At 59.9% G+C, this 16,979-nt stretch carries 17 protein-coding genes; 10 read left to right on the top strand and 7 right to left on the bottom strand.

Features of this window, described 5'->3' with window-relative positions; all coding sequences use genetic code 11:
* Window positions 1-45 precede the first annotated feature (45 nt).
* Both ACU680_RS20070 and ACU680_RS20065 read right to left on the bottom strand, forming a co-directional pair.
* Window positions 46-1,023, bottom strand: a complete 978-nt coding sequence (locus tag ACU680_RS20070) for a Bug family tripartite tricarboxylate transporter substrate binding protein (RefSeq protein WP_115988033.1) — start codon at window positions 1,021-1,023, stop codon at window positions 46-48.
* 94 nt (window positions 1,024-1,117) lie between these two features.
* Entirely contained in the window at window positions 1,118-2,410 is a 1,293-nt protein-coding gene (locus tag ACU680_RS20065; protein ID WP_448180337.1) for an OprD family porin, read from the bottom strand.
* A gap of 236 nt (window positions 2,411-2,646) precedes the next feature.
* Between ACU680_RS20065 and ACU680_RS20060 the strand changes: the two genes are divergently transcribed.
* Both ACU680_RS20060 and ACU680_RS20055 read left to right on the top strand, forming a co-directional pair.
* Entirely contained in the window at window positions 2,647-3,318 is a 672-nt protein-coding gene (locus ACU680_RS20060; RefSeq protein ID WP_003222545.1) for a response regulator, read from the top strand.
* Window positions 3,311-4,696 carry a sensor histidine kinase gene (locus ACU680_RS20055; protein WP_448180336.1) on the top strand — a complete coding sequence of 462 codons (1,386 nt, stop codon included), beginning with the start codon at window positions 3,311-3,313 and terminating at the stop codon, window positions 4,694-4,696. Before ACU680_RS20060 ends, ACU680_RS20055 begins: the two co-directional genes overlap by 8 nt.
* A 151-nt stretch (window positions 4,697-4,847) precedes the next feature.
* Here the strand turns inward: ACU680_RS20055 and ACU680_RS20050 are convergent, their stop codons facing one another.
* Window positions 4,848-5,669 (bottom strand): HDOD domain-containing protein, encoded by an 822-nt coding sequence (locus tag ACU680_RS20050; protein WP_448180335.1) that lies wholly within the window; start codon window positions 5,667-5,669, stop codon window positions 4,848-4,850.
* A gap of 35 nt (window positions 5,670-5,704) precedes the next feature.
* Window positions 5,705-6,646, bottom strand: a complete 942-nt coding sequence (ygfZ, locus tag ACU680_RS20045) for a CAF17-like 4Fe-4S cluster assembly/insertion protein YgfZ (protein ID WP_448180334.1) — start codon at window positions 6,644-6,646, stop codon at window positions 5,705-5,707.
* Window positions 6,647-6,795: 149 nt separating this feature from the next.
* Between ygfZ and ACU680_RS20040 the strand changes: the two genes are divergently transcribed.
* Together ACU680_RS20040 and ACU680_RS20035 are read left to right on the top strand one after the other, a co-directional pair.
* Entirely contained in the window at window positions 6,796-7,050 is a 255-nt protein-coding gene (locus ACU680_RS20040) for an FAD assembly factor SdhE (protein ID WP_003222550.1), read from the top strand.
* Window positions 7,034-7,486, top strand: a complete 453-nt coding sequence (locus ACU680_RS20035) for a protein YgfX (RefSeq protein ID WP_448180333.1) — start codon at window positions 7,034-7,036, stop codon at window positions 7,484-7,486. The genes ACU680_RS20040 and ACU680_RS20035 overlap by 17 nt, the downstream gene beginning before the upstream one ends.
* Here ACU680_RS20035 and nadB read toward each other — a convergent pair.
* A complete protein-coding gene (gene nadB / locus ACU680_RS20030; RefSeq protein WP_448180332.1) occupies window positions 7,455-9,071 on the bottom strand; it encodes an L-aspartate oxidase in 1,617 nt (538 codons plus the stop codon). The two genes, ACU680_RS20035 and nadB, sit on opposite strands and share 32 nt — an antisense overlap.
* A 557-nt stretch (window positions 9,072-9,628) precedes the next feature.
* On the opposite strand from nadB, the gene rpoE reads away from it, so the two are divergent.
* From rpoE to ACU680_RS20010, 4 genes are all read left to right on the top strand, one after another.
* A complete protein-coding gene (gene rpoE / locus ACU680_RS20025) occupies window positions 9,629-10,210 on the top strand; it encodes an RNA polymerase sigma factor RpoE/AlgU (RefSeq protein ID WP_003172477.1) in 582 nt (193 codons plus the stop codon).
* A gap of 30 nt (window positions 10,211-10,240) precedes the next feature.
* Window positions 10,241-10,828: a sigma-E factor negative regulatory protein gene (locus ACU680_RS20020; RefSeq protein ID WP_003222558.1), complete on the top strand. Its 588-nt coding sequence runs from the start codon at window positions 10,241-10,243 to the stop codon at window positions 10,826-10,828.
* Between the two features lie 8 nt (window positions 10,829-10,836).
* Window positions 10,837-11,799 (top strand): MucB/RseB C-terminal domain-containing protein, encoded by a 963-nt coding sequence (locus ACU680_RS20015; RefSeq protein ID WP_448180331.1) that lies wholly within the window; start codon window positions 10,837-10,839, stop codon window positions 11,797-11,799.
* 210 nt (window positions 11,800-12,009) lie between these two features.
* Window positions 12,010-13,440 carry a DegQ family serine endoprotease gene (locus ACU680_RS20010; RefSeq protein ID WP_007963275.1) on the top strand — a complete coding sequence of 477 codons (1,431 nt, stop codon included), beginning with the start codon at window positions 12,010-12,012 and terminating at the stop codon, window positions 13,438-13,440.
* An 80-nt stretch (window positions 13,441-13,520) separates the two neighbouring features.
* Here ACU680_RS20010 and ACU680_RS20005 read toward each other — a convergent pair whose 3' ends face one another.
* Window positions 13,521-14,954, bottom strand: coding sequence for a M48 family metalloprotease (locus ACU680_RS20005; protein WP_367083623.1), 1,434 nt, complete (start codon window positions 14,952-14,954; stop codon window positions 13,521-13,523).
* A 98-nt stretch (window positions 14,955-15,052) separates the two neighbouring features.
* On the opposite strand from ACU680_RS20005, the gene ACU680_RS20000 reads away from it, so the two are divergent.
* Window positions 15,053-15,292, top strand: coding sequence for a sulfurtransferase TusA family protein (locus tag ACU680_RS20000; RefSeq protein ID WP_007963279.1), 240 nt, complete (start codon window positions 15,053-15,055; stop codon window positions 15,290-15,292).
* A gap of 32 nt (window positions 15,293-15,324) precedes the next feature.
* The gene (locus ACU680_RS19995) at window positions 15,325-16,395 is read left to right on the top strand and encodes an AI-2E family transporter (RefSeq protein ID WP_027614463.1); all 1,071 of its coding nucleotides are present in this window, start codon (window positions 15,325-15,327) and stop codon (window positions 16,393-16,395) included.
* A gap of 109 nt (window positions 16,396-16,504) precedes the next feature.
* Here the strand turns inward: ACU680_RS19995 and ACU680_RS19990 are convergent, their stop codons facing one another.
* The gene (locus ACU680_RS19990) at window positions 16,505-16,978 is read right to left on the bottom strand and encodes a peroxiredoxin (RefSeq protein WP_400759385.1); all 474 of its coding nucleotides are present in this window, start codon (window positions 16,976-16,978) and stop codon (window positions 16,505-16,507) included.
* Window position 16,979: the final 1 nt, after the last annotated feature.

Raw genomic sequence — 16,979 nt, 5'->3', positions numbered from 1 at the left:
GCCATGGCCTCGATGCGCGAGGCCGCAGCCGCTAGACAGAGACGATCACTGAATCAGGCCGAACTCTTTGGCCAGCACTTTGTAGTCCGCGACCTGCTTCTTCACGTAGGTGTCCAGCTCCGGGCCGGTCATGGCGAACGGGAACAGTTCACGCTGATCGCGCAGCTTGGCGAACTCTTCCGAGGCCAGCAGTTTGTCGAAGGCGTCTTTCCACCAGGCGTAGTCTTCGTCGCTGACTTTTGGCCCGAGGTAGAAACCACGCACCACCGGCCAGACGATGTCGTAGCCTTGCTCACGAGCCGTCGGGATGTCTTTCATTTCCGGCTCGTCGATGCGCTTGTCGGCGAATACCGCGAGCAGACGCATGTCACCGCTCTGGATGTGCGGCATGGAGTCGGAAATGTCGGTGCTGCCGACCTGGATGTGACCACCGAGCAGAGCAGTGGCGATTTCACCGCCGCCTTCGAGGGCGACGTAACGCAGGTCACGGGGGTTGATCCCGGCAGCCTTCGCGATCAGTGCGGTCTGCATCCAGTCCTGACTGCCGACGGTGCCGCCGGAGCCGATGACCACGGAGCTCGGATCTTTCTTCAGGGCTTTGACCAGATCGTCAAGGGTCTTGTAGGGCGAATCGCTTTTCACCGCGATGGCGCCGTAACTGGTGCCGACGGCGGCCAGCCAGCGCACATTGGTTTCATCGAAACGACCGAACTTGCCCTGCGCCAGGTTCAGCAACGAACCGCTGGACCACGCCACCAGCGTGCCGGCGTCGGCCGGGCGCTGGGCAACCACCGCGTTGTAAGCCACCGCGCCGACCCCACCGGGCATGTAGGTCACGCGCATCGGTTTGGTCAGCAGTTTTTCGTTGACCAGCGCGCTCTGCGCCAGTTTGCAGGTCAGGTCGAAACCGCCGCCGGGGGAGGCCGGGGCGATGCATTCCGGACGTTTCGGTTCGGCCATCAACTGGCCGGCGAACAGCATGACACCAGCGGCCAGAGCAACTTTACGCAGTGACAAATTCATTGGTTTCTCCACAGTCTTGTTGTTGTAGGGTTTCATGTAGGAGCTGCCGCAGGCTGCGATCTTTTGATCTTCAACACTCCGGCATTTCAATCAATTACCAAAGAGCAACGCTATAGCTCACCAGCAACCGCACTTCATCCGCATCGCGAGCCGAGTAGTTGGAACGGTAAGTGGCATTACGCAAACGCAACGCAACGTCCTTCAGGGCGCCGCTTTGTACTACATATTTGATCTCGGTGTTGCGCTCCCACTCTTTGCCTTCTTCGCCGTTCTTGAGCTTGATGTTGTCACCGCTCAGGTAACGGCTCATGAACGACAGGCCGGGGATGCCGAGGCGGGCGAAGTCGAAGTCGTAGCGCGCTTGCCAGGAGCGTTCCTCGGCACCGGCGAAGTCGTTGATCTGCACGAAGTTGACCAGGTACGGGTCGCTGCCATCGACATACGGGAAGGCGCTGTCGCCGGACATGTGCTGATAACCGGCGCTGAACTTGTGGCCGCTCAGGGCATAGCTGACCAGACCGTTGAGCGAGCGGTTGTCGATCTCGCCACCCCGGGCCGCGCCTTGATCATCACTGACGGCAAAGCGCAGGTCGGTGGCGAAGGTGCCCGGGCCCATCGGCCGCGAGGCAACGAGACCGAAGAAGTGCTGGTTATAGACTTCGTCGAGCTGGGCGAAGTGGTAGCTGCCGGTGATCTTGTCGGTGAACTTGTAGTCCACGCCGGCAAAGTCGAAATGCTTGCCGGCGGCCGTGCCGGCAAAACGGCTGTTCTTGTTGTTGAGGGCAATGTCCTCGAAGTCGGTGCTGTCGCGATCCTTGGCCTTGTCCAGACGCCCGCCGGTGAAGGTCAGGTTCTTGATCTCTTTGGAGGTCAGCAGACCGCCTTCAAAGGTCTGCGGCAGGATGCGTCCGTCGTTGGGTTTGAGGATCGGCAGTTCGGGAATCAGGCTGCCGATTTTCAGTTCGGTGGCGGAAATTTTCACTTTGCCGGTCAGGCCGACTTTCGAGTATTCGTTCGCCGCGCGCCCGTCATCGTGGGTCGGCAAAAGGCCGGTACCGGTACGATCCGGGCTCGAATCAAGTTTGACGCCCAACATGCCTAGCGCATCGACACCGAACCCCACGGTGCCGTCGGTGTAACCCGATTGCAGGTTGAGCATGAAACCCTGCGCCCATTCATCACGCTTGCTTTGCTGGGCACTGGTGCCGTCGCGAAAGTCGCGGTTGAAGTACATGTTGCGGGTTTCGAAGGTGGCGGAACTGTCTTTGATGAAGTCGGCGTAGCTCAGCGGCGAAAACCCGGCGAGGGCAGCGGTGCTGGCGAGGGTGGCGTGGCGCAAACGAGAAGGACGAACAGGCGTGGGAGCCTTGGTCTGCAAGGACTGCATGCGGGTGTACTCCGTTTATTGTTCTTATTGGTCGAAAACGCTTCGTGGCGTTTTTCGTAGCGCTGTGTGGCAGCAGCGACGGCAGTCGAAACTGTCCGTGACCGGACTCTAACGACCCAACCTTTCGCTAACCTTTCAGCTGGATTTCGCGGGTTTCGGGCTTCACAGCGGCGGTTGCGGCTGTAAACTCCGCGGCAAAGAGTGGCGTCGGCCATCCCTGAATGAGGTAGAGATCCATGCGTGTTCTGCTCGTCGAAGACCATTTGCAACTGGCCGAAAGTGTCGCCCAGGCGCTCAAGAGCACCGGTCTGACCGTGGACGTGCTGCACGATGGCGTGGCCGCCGACCTGGCGCTGGGCAGCGAGGAATACGCGATGGCGATCCTCGATGTCGGCCTGCCGCGCATGGACGGTTTCGAGGTGCTGGCGCGCCTGCGGGCACGCGGCAAGAACCTGCCGGTGTTGATGCTGACGGCGCGCAGTGATGTGAAGGACCGCGTACACGGCTTGAATCTCGGTGCTGACGATTACCTGGCCAAACCCTTCGAACTGACCGAGCTCGAAGCCCGGGTCAAAGCCCTGCTGCGGCGCAGTGTGCTCGGTGGCGAGCGTCAGCAGCGCTGCGGCGTACTGGCCTACGATCTCGACACCCGGCGCTTCAGCCTCGGCGAAGAACTGCTCACGTTGACCTCTCGCGAACAAGCAGTGCTCGAAGCGTTGATCGCCCGCCCGGGACGGGTGATGAGCAAGGAGCAACTGGCCGCTCAGGTATTCGGTCTCGACGAGGAGGCCAGCCCCGACGCCATCGAAATCTACGTGCATCGTCTGCGCAAGAAGCTCGACGGCCAACCGGTGGCGATCGTGACCTTCCGTGGCCTCGGCTACTTGCTGGAAAGCCGCGATGCATAAGCCCAGCAGCCTGCGCTGGCGGTTGCTGTGGAACCTCGCGTTGTTGCTGGTGGTGTTGATGCTCGCCAGTGGCTTGAGCGCGTACTGGAACGGGCGCGAAGCCGCCGACACGGCTTACGACCGAACCCTGTTGGCCTCGGCGCGGACTATCGCTGCCGGCCTGTCGCAGCGTGACGGCACACTCAGCGCCGACGTGCCCTACGTGGCGCTGGATACCTTCGCCTACGACAGCGCCGGACGGATTTACTACCAGGTCAACGACATCCATCAGAAGCTGATTTCCGGCTACGAAAACCTGCCCGGACCACCACCCGGTACGCCGAGAACCGACGATTATCCAGCGCTCGCGCGCTTCTATAACGCGACCTATCGCGGGCAGAACGTGCGCGTGGTCAGTCTGCTCAAAGCGGTCACCGAGCCGAACATGAACGGCATGGCGGAAATCCGCGTCGCCGAAACCGACGAGGCGCGGGTCAGCATGGCCCGCAGTCTGGCGGCCGATACACTGCTGCGTCTGGGCATGCTCGCCATCGGCGCCCTGTTGCTGGTGTGGTTTGCGGTGAGTGCCGCGCTGCGCCCGCTGGAGCGTTTGCGCACGGCGGTGGAGGAGCGTCAGCCCGATGATTTGCGGCCCCTGCCGCTGGTGGAAGTGCAACATGAATTGTGGCCGCTGGTGCGCGCGCTCAATCACTTCACCGAACGCTTGCGCGGGCAATTCGAACGACAGGCGCAGTTCATCGCCGATGCTGCACACGAACTGCGCACGCCATTGGCGGCGTTGAAGGCGCGGCTGGAGTTGGGGTTGCGTTCCAGTGAACCGGAAACCTGGCGCACAACCCTGGAATCCTCTGCGCAAAGCACCGACCGCCTGACCCATCTGGCCAATCAACTGCTGTCGCTGGCGCGGGTGGAAAACGGTGCCCGGGCGATAGCCGAGGGCGGCGCGCAATTATTGGATCTGAGTCAGTTGGCCCGCGAGCTGGGCATGGCCATGGCGCCCTTGGCCCATGCGCGCGGAGTCGCGCTGGCGCTGGAGGCGGATGAGCCGGTGTGGCTGCGCGGTGAACCGACGTTGCTCAATGAGCTGCTGAGCAATCTGGTGGACAACGCACTGGCGCATACGCCACCGGGCGGCAACGTGATTCTGCGGGTCGCGGCGCCGGCGGTGCTTGAGGTCGAAGATGACGGGCCGGGGATTCCGCTGGAGGAGCGGGATCGGGTGTTTGAACGCTTCTACCGGCGTAATCAGCAGGTCGCGGGCTCAGGGCTGGGGCTGGCGATTGTCGGAGAGATCTGCCGGGCGCATCTGGCGCAGATCAGCTTGCACGATGGTGAGCAGGCCGGTTTGAAGGTTCGGGTGAGTTTTATTGCCGGATAGCAGCCGAGATGGCTGTTGTGGCGAGGGAGCTTGCTCCCGCTCGGCTGCGCAGCAGTCGTGATTCCTGAGTGCACGGTTTGCCTGATGAAGGGAGGTCGTCTGGTTTGGGGCCGCTTCGCAGCCCAGCGGGAGCAAGCTCCCCCGCCACAGGTCAGTAAAACATCGTTCGCGATTCTTCCAGATCCGCGCACAATGGCTTGTTTTCCGGATCGATCCCAAGCTTCCTGAATGCCGGCACACTGAGCGGGTCAATCCGCGCAATCGGATGATCGCTGTCCTTGTGGCAATACAGGCTCGCCACCTGCACCAGATCGACGTAATCGAGGTGTGCCGAGTCGCGTTTGAAATCCAGATACAGCCCCGGCAACGCCACCAGTTGCTCGGGAAATTCCCAGACCCGCAACAGCTTGTCGCCCAGCAACGGGTGAATATGGTCGATCACATGGTTGAGGCTGACCGGGTCCGACAGCAGTTCGTAGTGATCTTCGGCGTAGGTCAGGATCGGCAGCACGCCGATCTGATGCACCAGTCCACCCAGCGCCGCCTGATCAGGTTTGAGTTGGGTGTGACGGCGGCACAGGGCGTAGCTGACGCCGGCGATCTCCAGGCTCTTGCGCCAGACTTCGCGCATCTTCTGTTCGACCACCTCGGAGCGGGCGTGGAAGATCTGTTCCATCACCAGCCCGATCGCCAGGTTGCTGCTGTAGTTCACCCCCAGTCGGGTGATTGCGGTGTGCAGGTCGGTGACTTCCTGGGTCGCGCGCAGCAACGGACTGTTGACCACTTTGATCAGGCGTGCCGACAGCGCCGTGTCGCGGCCAATCACTTTGCTCAGGTCGCTGACACTGATCTCCGGGTCTTCGGCGGCCTTGCGAATTTGCAGGGCCACTTCCGGTAACGTTGGCAGAACCAGGTCATCGTTATCGATGGCCTCAACCAAATCCTGTTGGACCTTATCCGCCAGCTCGCTCATGTAGATTCTCTAGGGTGTTGCAACAAAAGCTGCGATCAGCGCTGGATTTCGCGGTCGCGATCCAGTTCGTAGGGCAGGTCGAGCAAATGCAGGGCTGGCCCCTCAAGGGCGCCCAGATGCAGATCACCCGCTTCGGCAGCTTCGGCCTGCAACACCGCCAGCAGTTCAATCTTTTCTGCGGCGCGGGCGGCAATCACCACTTCGCCGATGGCGCTGCTGTGGCTTGGGGCGAACAGCGGGGTGCCCGGCTCCGGCAGTTCGCTCGCGTCCAGTTGCACGCGATAGAGGCGACGCTTGAGCTTGCCCAGGTACTGCATGCGCGCGACGATTTCCTGGCCGGTGTAGCAACCTTTCTTGAAACTTACGCCACCGACGGCCTGCAAGTTGAGCATCTGCGGGATGAACAGCTCGCGGGTGGTGGGCATGACCTGACCGATACCGGCGCGAATCTGCCCCAGCAACCATTGGTTCAGATCGCCTTCAGGCAGGGCGGCGGCCAGTTTGGCCTTGATGACGTCGGCTTGATCGGCCGGTACCCAGAGTTCGGCGCGATCCGGCGAGACGCGAATCGCGATCAGGCCTGCATTGCGCACTACGCTGTCGGTTTCGCCTGGCAGGTTCAGCCCCAGGTTGATCAACCCGGCGTCGCCGTGCTCCAGACCAAAACGCACCCAGGCGGCGCTTTCGTCGGTCAGTTTGGATTTGGAGAACACCGCGTACTTTTTCAGGTCCGCCAGTTGCGGCTCCAGCAGTTCGCTGGCCATTGCCAGCAGCACGCCGTCACCTTCAAGCAGAATGCGGAAGCTCGACTGCATCCGGCCTTTTTGCGTGCAGCGCGCGCCCAGGCTGGCCTGGCTGTCGCTGAGGTAATTGATGTTGCAGGTCAATTGGCCTTGCAGGAATTTGCCGGCATCCACGCCGCGAACCGCGAGTACGCCTTCATGAGACAGGGTGCAGAAAAAAGCAGAATCGGCCATGGGTCATCGCAGGGTAAAAAGTCTGGGGCACATCATAAGGGCGCGTTGTTGAAATGGGTAGTTGATAAAGGATCGGTGGTGCCCGACCAAAGCCGACTGTGCGACCCGCGCCGGGGCTGTATACTGCGCGCCTATTTGAGGAGGGCTCTATGGTCGAACAAGTTGAACTCAATCGCCTCTTCTGGCACAGCCGCCGCGGCATGCTGGAACTTGATGTGCTGCTGGTGCCGTTCGTGAAAGAGGTCTATCCGCACCTCAATCAGGTCGATCGCGACTTGTATGTCCGTCTGCTGACCTGTGAGGATCAGGACATGTTCGGCTGGTTCATGGAGCGCAGTGAGTCCGAAGACCCTGAGCTGCAGCGCATGGTCCGGATGATTCTGGACCGTGTTCAGCCCAAGTAATACTTTCGAATGCCGCTGGCATGCCTCTCGGCAGTTGCTGGCGGCGTATCTATTGACCCAGGCATTCGCGCTGGGTGTTTTGTTTCTCCTGTCGATTCCACTCTGGGCCTGTCTGCTTGGGGCCTTCGCCTGCCTGCTACACGCCGCGTGGGTGTTGCCACGGCAGATTCTGCTGAAGCATCCGCAGGCTTTTTGCGGATTGCGCCGCGACGCCGATGGCTGGCAGTTGTGGAACCAGGCGGGCGGCTGGCAAGCGGTGCAGCTGCGCCCTGACAGCCTGGCGTTGCCGTTGATCGTGGTGTTGCGCTTTCGTTTGCGCGGCGAGCGGCGGGTGCGTTCGATCTGTATACCGCGGGACTCGCAGGCGGCGGATCTGCACCGTCGCTTGCGAGTGCGGCTCAAGTTCAGCCGGCGTAGGTGGGCGGCACCAGAATAGTGTCGAGCGCCTCGGGCAACAGGTTCGGATAGTCGAGGGTGTAATGCAGACCGCGACTTTCCTTGCGCTCCATGGCTGAGCAGATCATCAGTTCGGCGACTTGCGCCAGATTACGCAGCTCGATCAGGTCGCGGCTGACTTTATAGTTGCTGTAGAACTCGTCGATCTCGTCCAGCAACAGACGCACGCGGTGCTGCGCCCGTTGCAGACGCTTGTTGGTGCGCACGATGCCCACGTAGTCCCACATGAAGCGGCGCAGCTCGTCCCAGTTGTGGGCGATGATCACGTCTTCGTCGGAATCGGTGACCTGGCTGGCGTCCCACTCGGGCAGGGCGTTTGGCGCGGTGACCTCATTCAGTTGCGCAAGAATGTCCGCTGCCGCCGAGCGGGCATAGACGAAGCATTCGAGCAGCGAGTTGCTGGCCATGCGGTTGGCGCCGTGCAGGCCGGTGAAGCTGGCTTCGCCGATCGCGTACAGCCCCGGCACATCGGTGCGACCGTGTTGATCGACCATCACCCCACCACAGGTGTAGTGCGCCGCCGGTACGACCGGGATCGGCTGCTTGGTGATGTCGATGCCGAAGCCCAGGCAACGTTCATAGACGGTTGGGAAGTGGCTTTTGATGAAGGCTTCAGGCTTGTGGCTGATGTCGAGATAGACGCAGTCGACGCCCAGGCGTTTCATTTCATGGTCGATGGCGCGGGCGACGATGTCGCGTGGCGCCAGTTCGGCACGTTTATCGAAGCGCGGCATGAACCGTTCGCCGTTGGGCAGCTTCAGGTGCGCGCCTTCGCCACGCAGGGCTTCAGTGATCAGGAAACTCTTGGCCTGCGGGTGATACAGGCACGTAGGGTGGAACTGGTTGAATTCCAGGTTCGCCACCCGGCAGCCCGAACGCCAGGCCATGGCGATGCCGTCACCGCAGGCACCGTCGGGGTTGCTGGTATAGAGGTAGACCTTGGCCGCGCCGCCAGACGCGAGGATCACGAAGCGTGCGCCGTAGGTATCGACTTCGCCGGTCGCGCGATTCAGCACATAGGCGCCGAGGCAGCGCTCACCTTCCATGCCCAGACGGCGTTCGGTGATCAGATCAACGGCAACTCGCTGCTCCAGCAGTTCGATGTTGCTGCGTTCTTTGGCTTGGGCGAGGAGGGTGGTGAAAATCGCTGCGCCGGTTGCGTCGGCGGCATGGATGATGCGCCGATGGCTGTGGCCACCTTCGCGGGTCAGGTGGAATTCGAAACCGCCGTCTTCGGTGCCGGACTGTTCGTCGCGGGTGAACGGCACGCCCTGGTCGATCAGCCACTGGATGGCTTCGCGGCTGTGCTCGACGGTAAAACGCACTGCGTCTTCATGGCACAGACCGCCGCCGGCGTTCAGGGTGTCGTCGACGTGGGATTCGACAGTATCGGTATCGTCCAGCACGGCAGCGACGCCGCCCTGGGCCCAATAAGTCGAGCCGTTGGCCAGATCACCTTTGCTCAATACGGCAATGCGCAAATGACCCGGCAGGGTCAGCGCGAGACTCAAACCGGCAGCACCGCTGCCAATCACCAGAACATCGTGTTGAAACTGTTGGCTCATTTCAGGATTCCGCTCAAAGCGACCCGGATCGGGGGTGGTGCAAGACAGCTGGATCGGCGAGTCAAGACAGCCACACAGCCCACTAGTATATAGAGGGGTGGAGCGGCACAATAGCCGGGCTCGTATGGCATTGTGAAACTACTGTGACGACAAAAGCTTGACGTTCGTCGGACGTTTTTTTCTGTCGTTTGAGAAAAAGGCGACTGTATCGAGGATGAAACAGGCTTTTTCAGCACACGGTTGCTCGATGTCGCTTCAGCGCGGCTATAAATAATTGGAACTTTTGCCAGAGGCCCAAGATCAATAGTCAGTTGCCAGAAGCACGGGACAGTGTCGGCTTCAATGCAGAACCTGCGATTGGGTTTTTGCCGGCGAACCGATGACAAGATTATTCGCGCAGCCGGTTTATCCCGCGCTGCGTTTTTCGTGCGTGCCAAATCAGAGCCCGCAGGAAACTTGCCTGGAGGGGGAGAACTTTTGCGAAAAGCCCGAGTCTATGTTTGCAAGTCTGGTCGTTTAGTTATGCAAGCCTCCTCCATGCTTATCGAGGAGTGTTCATGCTAACCCAGGAAGAGGATCAGCAGCTGGTCGAGCGCGTTCAGCGTGGCGACAAGCGAGCTTTCGATCTGCTGGTGCTGAAATATCAGCACAAAATTCTCGGGTTGATCGTGCGTTTCGTGCACGACACCCATGAAGCCCAGGATGTGGCTCAGGAAGCCTTTATCAAGGCCTACCGAGCACTAGGAAACTTTCGCGGAGACAGCGCGTTCTATACGTGGCTTTACCGCATTGCCATCAACACGGCAAAGAACTATCTGGTATCACGCGGCCGCCGGCCGCCGGATAGCGATGTAAGTTCTGAAGATGCAGAGTTCTACGACGGCGATCATGGCCTCAAGGATCTCGAATCACCGGAACGCGCATTGCTGCGGGATGAGATCGAAGGCACCGTCCATCGAACCATTCAGCAACTGCCAGAGGATTTACGTACGGCTTTAACTTTACGTGAATTCGATGGTCTGAGTTACGAGGACATTGCGAGCGTCATGCAGTGTCCGGTGGGTACCGTGCGCTCCCGGATTTTCCGCGCCCGGGAGGCCATCGATAAAGCCCTGCAGCCGTTGTTGCAGGAAAACTGAGACAGCGGCGACAGCCAAGAGAGGAACGCCATGAGTCGTGAAGCCCTGCAGGAATCGCTGTCCGCAGTGATGGATAACGAAGCGGACGAACTGGAATTGCGTCGAGTGATCAATGCACTGGACGATGTTGAAACCCGTGAGACCTGGGCTCGTTATCAGATCGCTCGGGCAGCCATGCACAAGGATCTGCTGCTTCCGCGTCTGGACATTGCTGCGGCAGTTTCTGCTGCGCTGGAAGACGAAACGGCTCCAGCCAAAGTATCCCGCGGCCCTTGGCGCAACCTGGGTCGTCTGGCCGTTGCAGCTTCGGTGACCGTTGCAGTGCTGGCCGGTGTGCGCTTGTATAACCAGGACGAAATCGCTGGCGTCGAGCTGGCTCAGCAGTCCAATCAGCCTTCGCTGGTTGCACCGCAGGTCAAGGGCCCGGCTGTCCTGGCTGGTTACAAGGAAAGCTCGGAAACCACTGGCCCGATGGCCAATGGCGTCCTGCAAGGTCAGCCAGGCTGGCACGATCAGCGTCTGCCAGGCTATCTGCGTCAGCATGCCCAGCAGGCTGCATTGAAAGGTACTGAAAGCGCTCTGCCTTATGCGCGTGCAGCAAGCATGGAAAACCGTTAAGGAGGATCATGCGCGCCATACCTCTACTTTCGCTTCTGCTGAGCGGCTGGTTCATTGTTCCAGCCCATGCCGACGAGGCCCAGGACTGGTTGATCCGCCTGGGTCAGGCCGAGCAGCAGCAAAGCTTCCAAGGCACTTTCGTATACGAGCGTAACGGTAGTTTTTCTACCCATAATATCTGGCATCGTGTCCAGAACGGTCAGGTCCGCGAGCGTTTGCTTCAGCTCGACGGCTCGGCTCAGGAAGTCGTACGTGTTGATGGGCATACTCAATGCGTCAGCGGCACCCTGATTGCGGGGTTGGGAGATTCTCCCAACTCGACCGCTCGTTCGCTTGATCCCCAAAAGCTGAAAAACTGGTATGAGCTTGCCGTCATTGGCAAGTCGCGCGTGGCCGGGCGTGATGCGGTTATCGTATCGCTCACGCCTCGCGACCAGCATCGCTATGGTTTCGAACTGCATCTGGATAAACAGACCGGCTTGCCACTGAAGTCGTTGTTGCTCAATGACAAGGGACAGCTACTGGAGCGCTTCCAGTTCACCAGCCTTGATACCGCTGAAGCCCCGTCGGACAAAGACCTGCAGGCTGGCACCGAGTGCAAGGCCGTTACTATTGATAGTGACAAGGCTTCTGCCGTGAGGACGGCTCAGGTCTGGCATTCTGATTGGCTGCCCCCAGGCTTCGTACTGACCAGCAGCACCTCGCACAAAGATCCGCAAACCAAGACTCAGGTCAGCAGCCTGATGTATGACGACGGGCTTGCGCGTTTTTCGGTATTTCTTGAGCCGTTGAACGGTGCAACAGTGACCGATACCCGCACGCAGTTGGGGCCGACTGTCGCTGTTTCCCGCCGCCTCACTACGCCTGAGGGCGAGATGATGGTGACGGTCGTTGGCGAAATTCCAATCGGCACAGCCGAGAGGATTGCTCTTTCGATGCGCAACGATGGTGCTGCAACCAGCAAGCAGTGAGCTGATTTCAGTCATTTCCACTTCTTCTTCGAGACGTAGATGAAATGTTTGCTCAGCATTTTCATTTGCAAATCACCCGAAAGTTTTTTATAGGTCAGAGCCTCACGGCTCTGGCCTTGTCTGTCGTTCCCGGAACAAAAATGCCGGCCTGCGGTTCCCGGTGTTCCTTGCTCCATATCGCTTAACCCTGCTCGTCGTAACGGGAGCTGTATGTCGATACTTAGCTTGAAGTCTTATCTGTCCATTTTCGCCACCGTGCTGGTACTGGGTCAGGCTGTCCCGGCTGTCCAGGCGGCCGACCTTCCGGATTTCACCCAACTGGTTGAACAGGCCTCGCCTGCCGTGGTGAACATCAGTACCACGCAGAAACTGCCGGACCGCAAGGTGAACCAGCAGATGCCTGACCTGGAAGGCTTGCCGCCGATGTTGCGCGAGTTCTTCGAGCGCGGCATGCCACCTCAGCAGCGTTCGCCGCGCGGCGATCGTCAGCGTGAAGCGCAATCGCTGGGTTCGGGCTTCATCATTTCCTCGGATGGCTACATCCTGACCAATAACCATGTGATTGCCGATGCCGACGAAATCCTCGTGCGTCTGGCAGATCGCAGTGAAATGAAAGCCAAGCTGATCGGCACCGATCCACGCTCCGACGTGGCCCTGCTGAAAATCGATGGCAAGGATCTGCCGGTGCTCAAGCTCGGCAAGTCCCAGGACCTGAAGGCGGGCCAGTGGGTTGTGGCGATCGGTTCGCCGTTCGGCTTTGACCACACTGTGACCCAAGGCATTGTCAGCGCCGTCGGCCGTAGCCTGCCAAACGAAAACTACGTGCCGTTCATCCAGACCGACGTGCCGATCAACCCGGGTAACTCCGGTGGCCCGCTGTTCAACCTGAACGGTGAAGTGGTCGGGATCAACTCGCAGATCTACACCCGTTCCGGTGGCTTCATGGGTGTGTCGTTCGCCATCCCGATCGATGTGGCGATGGACGTTTCCAATCAGCTGAAAAGCGGTGGCAAGGTCAGCCGTGGCTGGCTGGGCGTGGTCATCCAGGAAGTGAACAAGGATCTGGCCGAGTCGTTCGGTCTTGATAAGCCGGCCGGTGCGCTGGTTGCACAGATTCAGGATGACGGTCCGGCAGCCAAGGGTGGCCTGCAAGTGGGTGACGTGATCCTGAGCATGAACGGTCAGCCGATCGTCATGTCCGCCGATCTACCACACCTGGTCGGTGCGCTGAAAGCGGGCGCCAAGGCCAACCTCGAAGTGATCCGTGACGGCAAACGCAAGAATGTCGAGCTGACCGTCGGCGCAATTCCGGACGAGGACAAAGAGCTGGCAGCACTGCCAAAGTCCGGCGCGGAAAGCAGCAGCAACCGCCTCGGTGTTTCGGTGATCGAGCTGACCGCCGAGCAGAAGAAAACCTACGACCTCAAGGGTGGTGTGGTGATCAAGGATGTTCAGGATGGTCCTGCGGCACTGATCGGTCTGCAGCCGGGTGACGTGATCACTCACCTGAACAACCAGGCCATCGGCTCCACCAAGGAGTTCGCCGAGATCGCCAAGGCGTTGCCGAAGAATCGTTCGGTGTCGATGCGCGTTCTGCGTGAAGGTCGCGCGAGCTTCATCACCTTCAAACTGGCTGAATAATCCGCTAGCGGTGAAATAGAAAACCGCCTCGAAAGAGGCGGTTTTTTTATGCCTGAAAAATTTGCCTCGTCGAGGAAAACTCAGCCCATCATGTCCTTGATCATGCGCTCCTGCTCCATCAGCTCGCGCTGGCGTGCATCGATCCGCGAGGACAGCGGGAAGTTGCTGCCCGCCTTGCGCTTGGCAAAGTCGAGCTGCTGGATCGCCTGACGATAATCGCCGACCAGCGCGAAGTACTCGGCGCGAGCCTGATGCAGACCGATGATGTTGCCAGAGAGACCACGGGTTTCCGCGACCTGATACCACACGTCCGGATCATTCGGACGGGATTTGAGCAGGCTGTCGAGGGCTTTCTCCGCGTCGGCGGTGCGATTCTGTTTCAGCAACAGATCGACCCGAACCTGATTCAGTGGATAGTTGCCCGGATACTGGGTGAGCATTCGGTCAACCCGCGTTTGCGCATCCGGCAGACGGTTATTGGTAATGTCCAGGTCGATCTGCGCGAGGTTGTAGATGATCTCGTTGGGCGACCTGGCCAGCAGCTGTTTGAGGTTTTCCCGGGCTTCGTTGAGCTGGCCGCCCTTGATCTGAGCGATCGCCAGGCCGTAGCGCGCCACGTCGTTTTTCGGATTTTCATCCAGTTGTGCACGGAAGCGCTTGGCGCCCAGTCCCGGGGTTTCTTCATAGATCAGCTGAACGCGGGCGCGGATCAGTTGATAGCGCATGCTGTCTTCGATGCCGCCCGCCGGTGCTTGTTCTGCGCGGTTACGGGTGTCGGCGATACGCGATTCGGTTACCGGGTGAGTCAGCAGAAATTCTGGCGGCTTGGCGTCGAAGCGATACTGGCGCATCAGGCGTTCGAACATGGTCGGCATCGAGCGCGGGTCGTATCCGGCCTTTTCCAGGTTGAGGATGCCGATGCGGTCGGCTTCCTGTTCATTCTGGCGTGAAAAGGTGCGTTGCGACTGAATGGCTGCGGCCTGAGTACCGGCGATGGTCGCGATCCCGGCATCACCGCCACCGGCGGCGGCAATCACGATCCCGGCGAGCAGCGCCGCCATCATCGGCACCTGCATCCGCTGCGAGGCTTCGACGCCGCGAGCAAAGTGACGTTGCGACAAGTGAGCCAGTTCGTGGGCCAGTACCGAGGCGTATTCACCTTCGGTCTGTGCGTTGAGAAACAGGCCGCCGTTAACCCCGACCACGCCACCCGGTGCCGCGAAAGCGTTGAGTTGCGGGCTGTTGATCAGAATGAATTCCAGGCGCCGATCGGTGACCTGGCTGGTTTCCACCAGCTTGTAGACGCTGGATTCGACGTAGTCTTTGAGCTGCGGATCGTTGAGCTGTGCAACCTGACTGCGCAACATCGCCAGCCAGGCGCGGCCCAGCTGATATTCCTGTTGCGGAGAGACGATGGCAGAACTGGCGTCGCCAAGTGACGGCAGATCGTCGGCAAAGCCCGGTGAGGCGAGCAGGCAAGCGAGCGTCAGCAGGGTAGGGCGCAGAAATGTCATGCACAAAGCCTTAGAAGACAAAGACCTTACTGTAGCCGGACACCGGGCTTGCGACCAGATATTCTAGGCGCCTCAACCACCTGAACCGGAGTGACGCAATGACTGACGCTGTAGCCCATGACTGTGAATTGGACGCCAGTGGCCTGAATTGCCCGTTGCCGTTGCTCAAGGCCAAGATGGAACTCAACAAGTTGCCCAGCGGCGCGGTGCTCAAGGTGATCGCCACGGATGCAGGTTCGCAGCGCGACTTCCGCACCTTTGCCCGTCTGGCCGGTCATACGCTGCTGCGCGAAGAAGACGAAGCAGGCGTCTACCGTTACTGGTTGAAAAAAGCCTGAAGCCGACAGCGTAAAAGACCTAAGGATTATTGATGTTCAAAGTGTTACGCGACTGGATTCAGCGCTACTTTTCCGACGAAGAAGCGGTGGTGCTGGCGGTGCTGCTGTTTCTCGCCTTTACCGCGGTGCTCACACTCGGTGGCATGCTCGCGCCGGTATTGGCCGGCATGGTGCTGGCGTATCTGATGCAGGGGCTGGTACTCGCACTGGAGCGCATGCGCGTGCCTGGCGCGGCGGCGGTGGGGCTGGTGTTTGCGCTGTTCATGGGCGTGTTGCTGGTGTTCATCGTGGTGGTGTTGCCGCTGCTGTGGCATCAGTTGATCACACTGTTCAACGAGCTGCCGGGGATGCTCGCCAAATGGCAGTCGCTGCTGTTGCTGCTGCCCGAGCGCTATCCGCATCTGGTCTCGGATGAGCAGGTACTGCAGGCTATCGAAGCGGCGCGTGGCGAAATCGGCAAGTTCGGCCAATGGGCGCTGACCTTTTCGCTGTCGAGCCTGCCGCTGCTGGTCAACATCATGATCTATCTGGTGCTGGTGCCGATTCTGGTGTTTTTCTTCCTCAAGGATCGGGCCATGATCGGCGAGTGGGTGCGCGGCTATCTGCCCCGTGAGCGAGCGCTGATCACCCGCGTGGCGCAGGAAATGAACCGGCAGATCGCCAACTACATTCGTGGCAAGGTCATCGAGATCGTAATCTGTGGCGGCGTGACTTACATCGCGTTCGTCGCGCTTGGCCTCAACTATGCGGCGCTGCTGGCGTTGCTGGTCGGGGTGTCGGTGGTGGTGCCGTACGTCGGCGCGGTAGTGGTGACTGTGCCGGTGTTGCTGATTGCGTTGTTCCAGTGGGGCTGGAGCGATCAGTTCATCTATCTGATGGCGGTCTACGGGATCATTCAGACCCTGGATGGCAACGTACTGGTGCCGTTGCTGTTTTCCGAAGCGGTCAATCTGCACCCGGTGGCGATCATCTGCGCGGTGCTGCTGTTTGGCGGGCTTTGGGGATTTTGGGGTGTGTTCTTTGCGATTCCGCTGGCGACGTTGTTCAAGGCCGTGCTGGATGCCTGGCCGCGCAAGGAGCCTGTGGTGGCTCCATTGCTATAAAAGCAAAAAGATCGTCCGATCGCGGCCCGAGCCTGCGGCAGCTCCTACAATTGGAATGCGTTTCCCTGTAGGAGCTGCCGCAGGCTGCGATCTTTTGATCTTTTGATCTTCAGGCTTTATTCAGCGCCTGAGCCGCAGCCAGCACCGCATCCACATGCCCCGGCACTTTCACGCCGCGCCATTCCTGACGCAGTACACCGTTCCTGTCGATCAGGAACGTGCTGCGATCAACGCCCAGGTATTCCTTGCCATACAGCTTTTTCAGCTTGATCACGTCGAACAGCTGGCAGACGGCTTCGTCCTTGTCGCTGATCAGCTCGAAAGGGAATTCCTGCTTGCACTTGAAGTTCTCGTGGGATTTCAGGCTGTCGCGGGAAATGCCGAAGATTTCCGTGTTGGCAGCCTGAAACGCCGCGTACTGGTCACGAAAACCCTGGCCTTCGGTGGTGCAGCCCGGAGTGCTGTCCTTCGGATAGAAGTAGATCACCACTTGCTTGCCCTTCATAGCGGACAGGCTGACGGTCTGCCCGCTGGTGGCAGGTGCTTCGAAATCCGCAACCGGTTGGTCGATGACAACGGCCATG

This window comes from Pseudomonas sp. LF020 (genome assembly GCF_053456425.1).
Note: the sequence above shows the minus strand (reverse complement) of the source record. Positions and strands in the feature narration are given on the sequence as shown.

Coding starts and splice junctions, on each gene's coding strand:
- ACU680_RS20070 (WP_115988033.1), bottom strand. CDS start 1,023: ATGAATTTGTCACTGCGTAAAGTTGCTCTGGCCGCTGGTGTCATGCTG.
- ACU680_RS20065 (WP_448180337.1), bottom strand. CDS start 2,410: ATGCAGTCCTTGCAGACCAAGGCTCCCACGCCTGTTCGTCCTTCTCGT.
- ACU680_RS20060 (WP_003222545.1), top strand. CDS start 2,647: ATGCGTGTTCTGCTCGTCGAAGACCATTTGCAACTGGCCGAAAGTGTC.
- ACU680_RS20055 (WP_448180336.1), top strand. CDS start 3,311: ATGCATAAGCCCAGCAGCCTGCGCTGGCGGTTGCTGTGGAACCTCGCG.
- ACU680_RS20050 (WP_448180335.1), bottom strand. CDS start 5,669: ATGAGCGAGCTGGCGGATAAGGTCCAACAGGATTTGGTTGAGGCCATC.
- ygfZ (WP_448180334.1), bottom strand. CDS start 6,646: ATGGCCGATTCTGCTTTTTTCTGCACCCTGTCTCATGAAGGCGTACTC.
- ACU680_RS20040 (WP_003222550.1), top strand. CDS start 6,796: ATGGTCGAACAAGTTGAACTCAATCGCCTCTTCTGGCACAGCCGCCGC.
- nadB (WP_448180332.1), bottom strand. CDS start 9,071: ATGAGCCAACAGTTTCAACACGATGTTCTGGTGATTGGCAGCGGTGCT.
- rpoE (WP_003172477.1), top strand. CDS start 9,629: ATGCTAACCCAGGAAGAGGATCAGCAGCTGGTCGAGCGCGTTCAGCGT.
- ACU680_RS20020 (WP_003222558.1), top strand. CDS start 10,241: ATGAGTCGTGAAGCCCTGCAGGAATCGCTGTCCGCAGTGATGGATAAC.
- ACU680_RS20015 (WP_448180331.1), top strand. CDS start 10,837: ATGCGCGCCATACCTCTACTTTCGCTTCTGCTGAGCGGCTGGTTCATT.
- ACU680_RS20010 (WP_007963275.1), top strand. CDS start 12,010: ATGTCGATACTTAGCTTGAAGTCTTATCTGTCCATTTTCGCCACCGTG.
- ACU680_RS20005 (WP_367083623.1), bottom strand. CDS start 14,954: ATGACATTTCTGCGCCCTACCCTGCTGACGCTCGCTTGCCTGCTCGCC.
- ACU680_RS20000 (WP_007963279.1), top strand. CDS start 15,053: ATGACTGACGCTGTAGCCCATGACTGTGAATTGGACGCCAGTGGCCTG.
- ACU680_RS19995 (WP_027614463.1), top strand. CDS start 15,325: ATGTTCAAAGTGTTACGCGACTGGATTCAGCGCTACTTTTCCGACGAA.
- ACU680_RS19990 (WP_400759385.1), bottom strand. CDS start 16,978: ATGGCCGTTGTCATCGACCAACCGGTTGCGGATTTCGAAGCACCTGCC.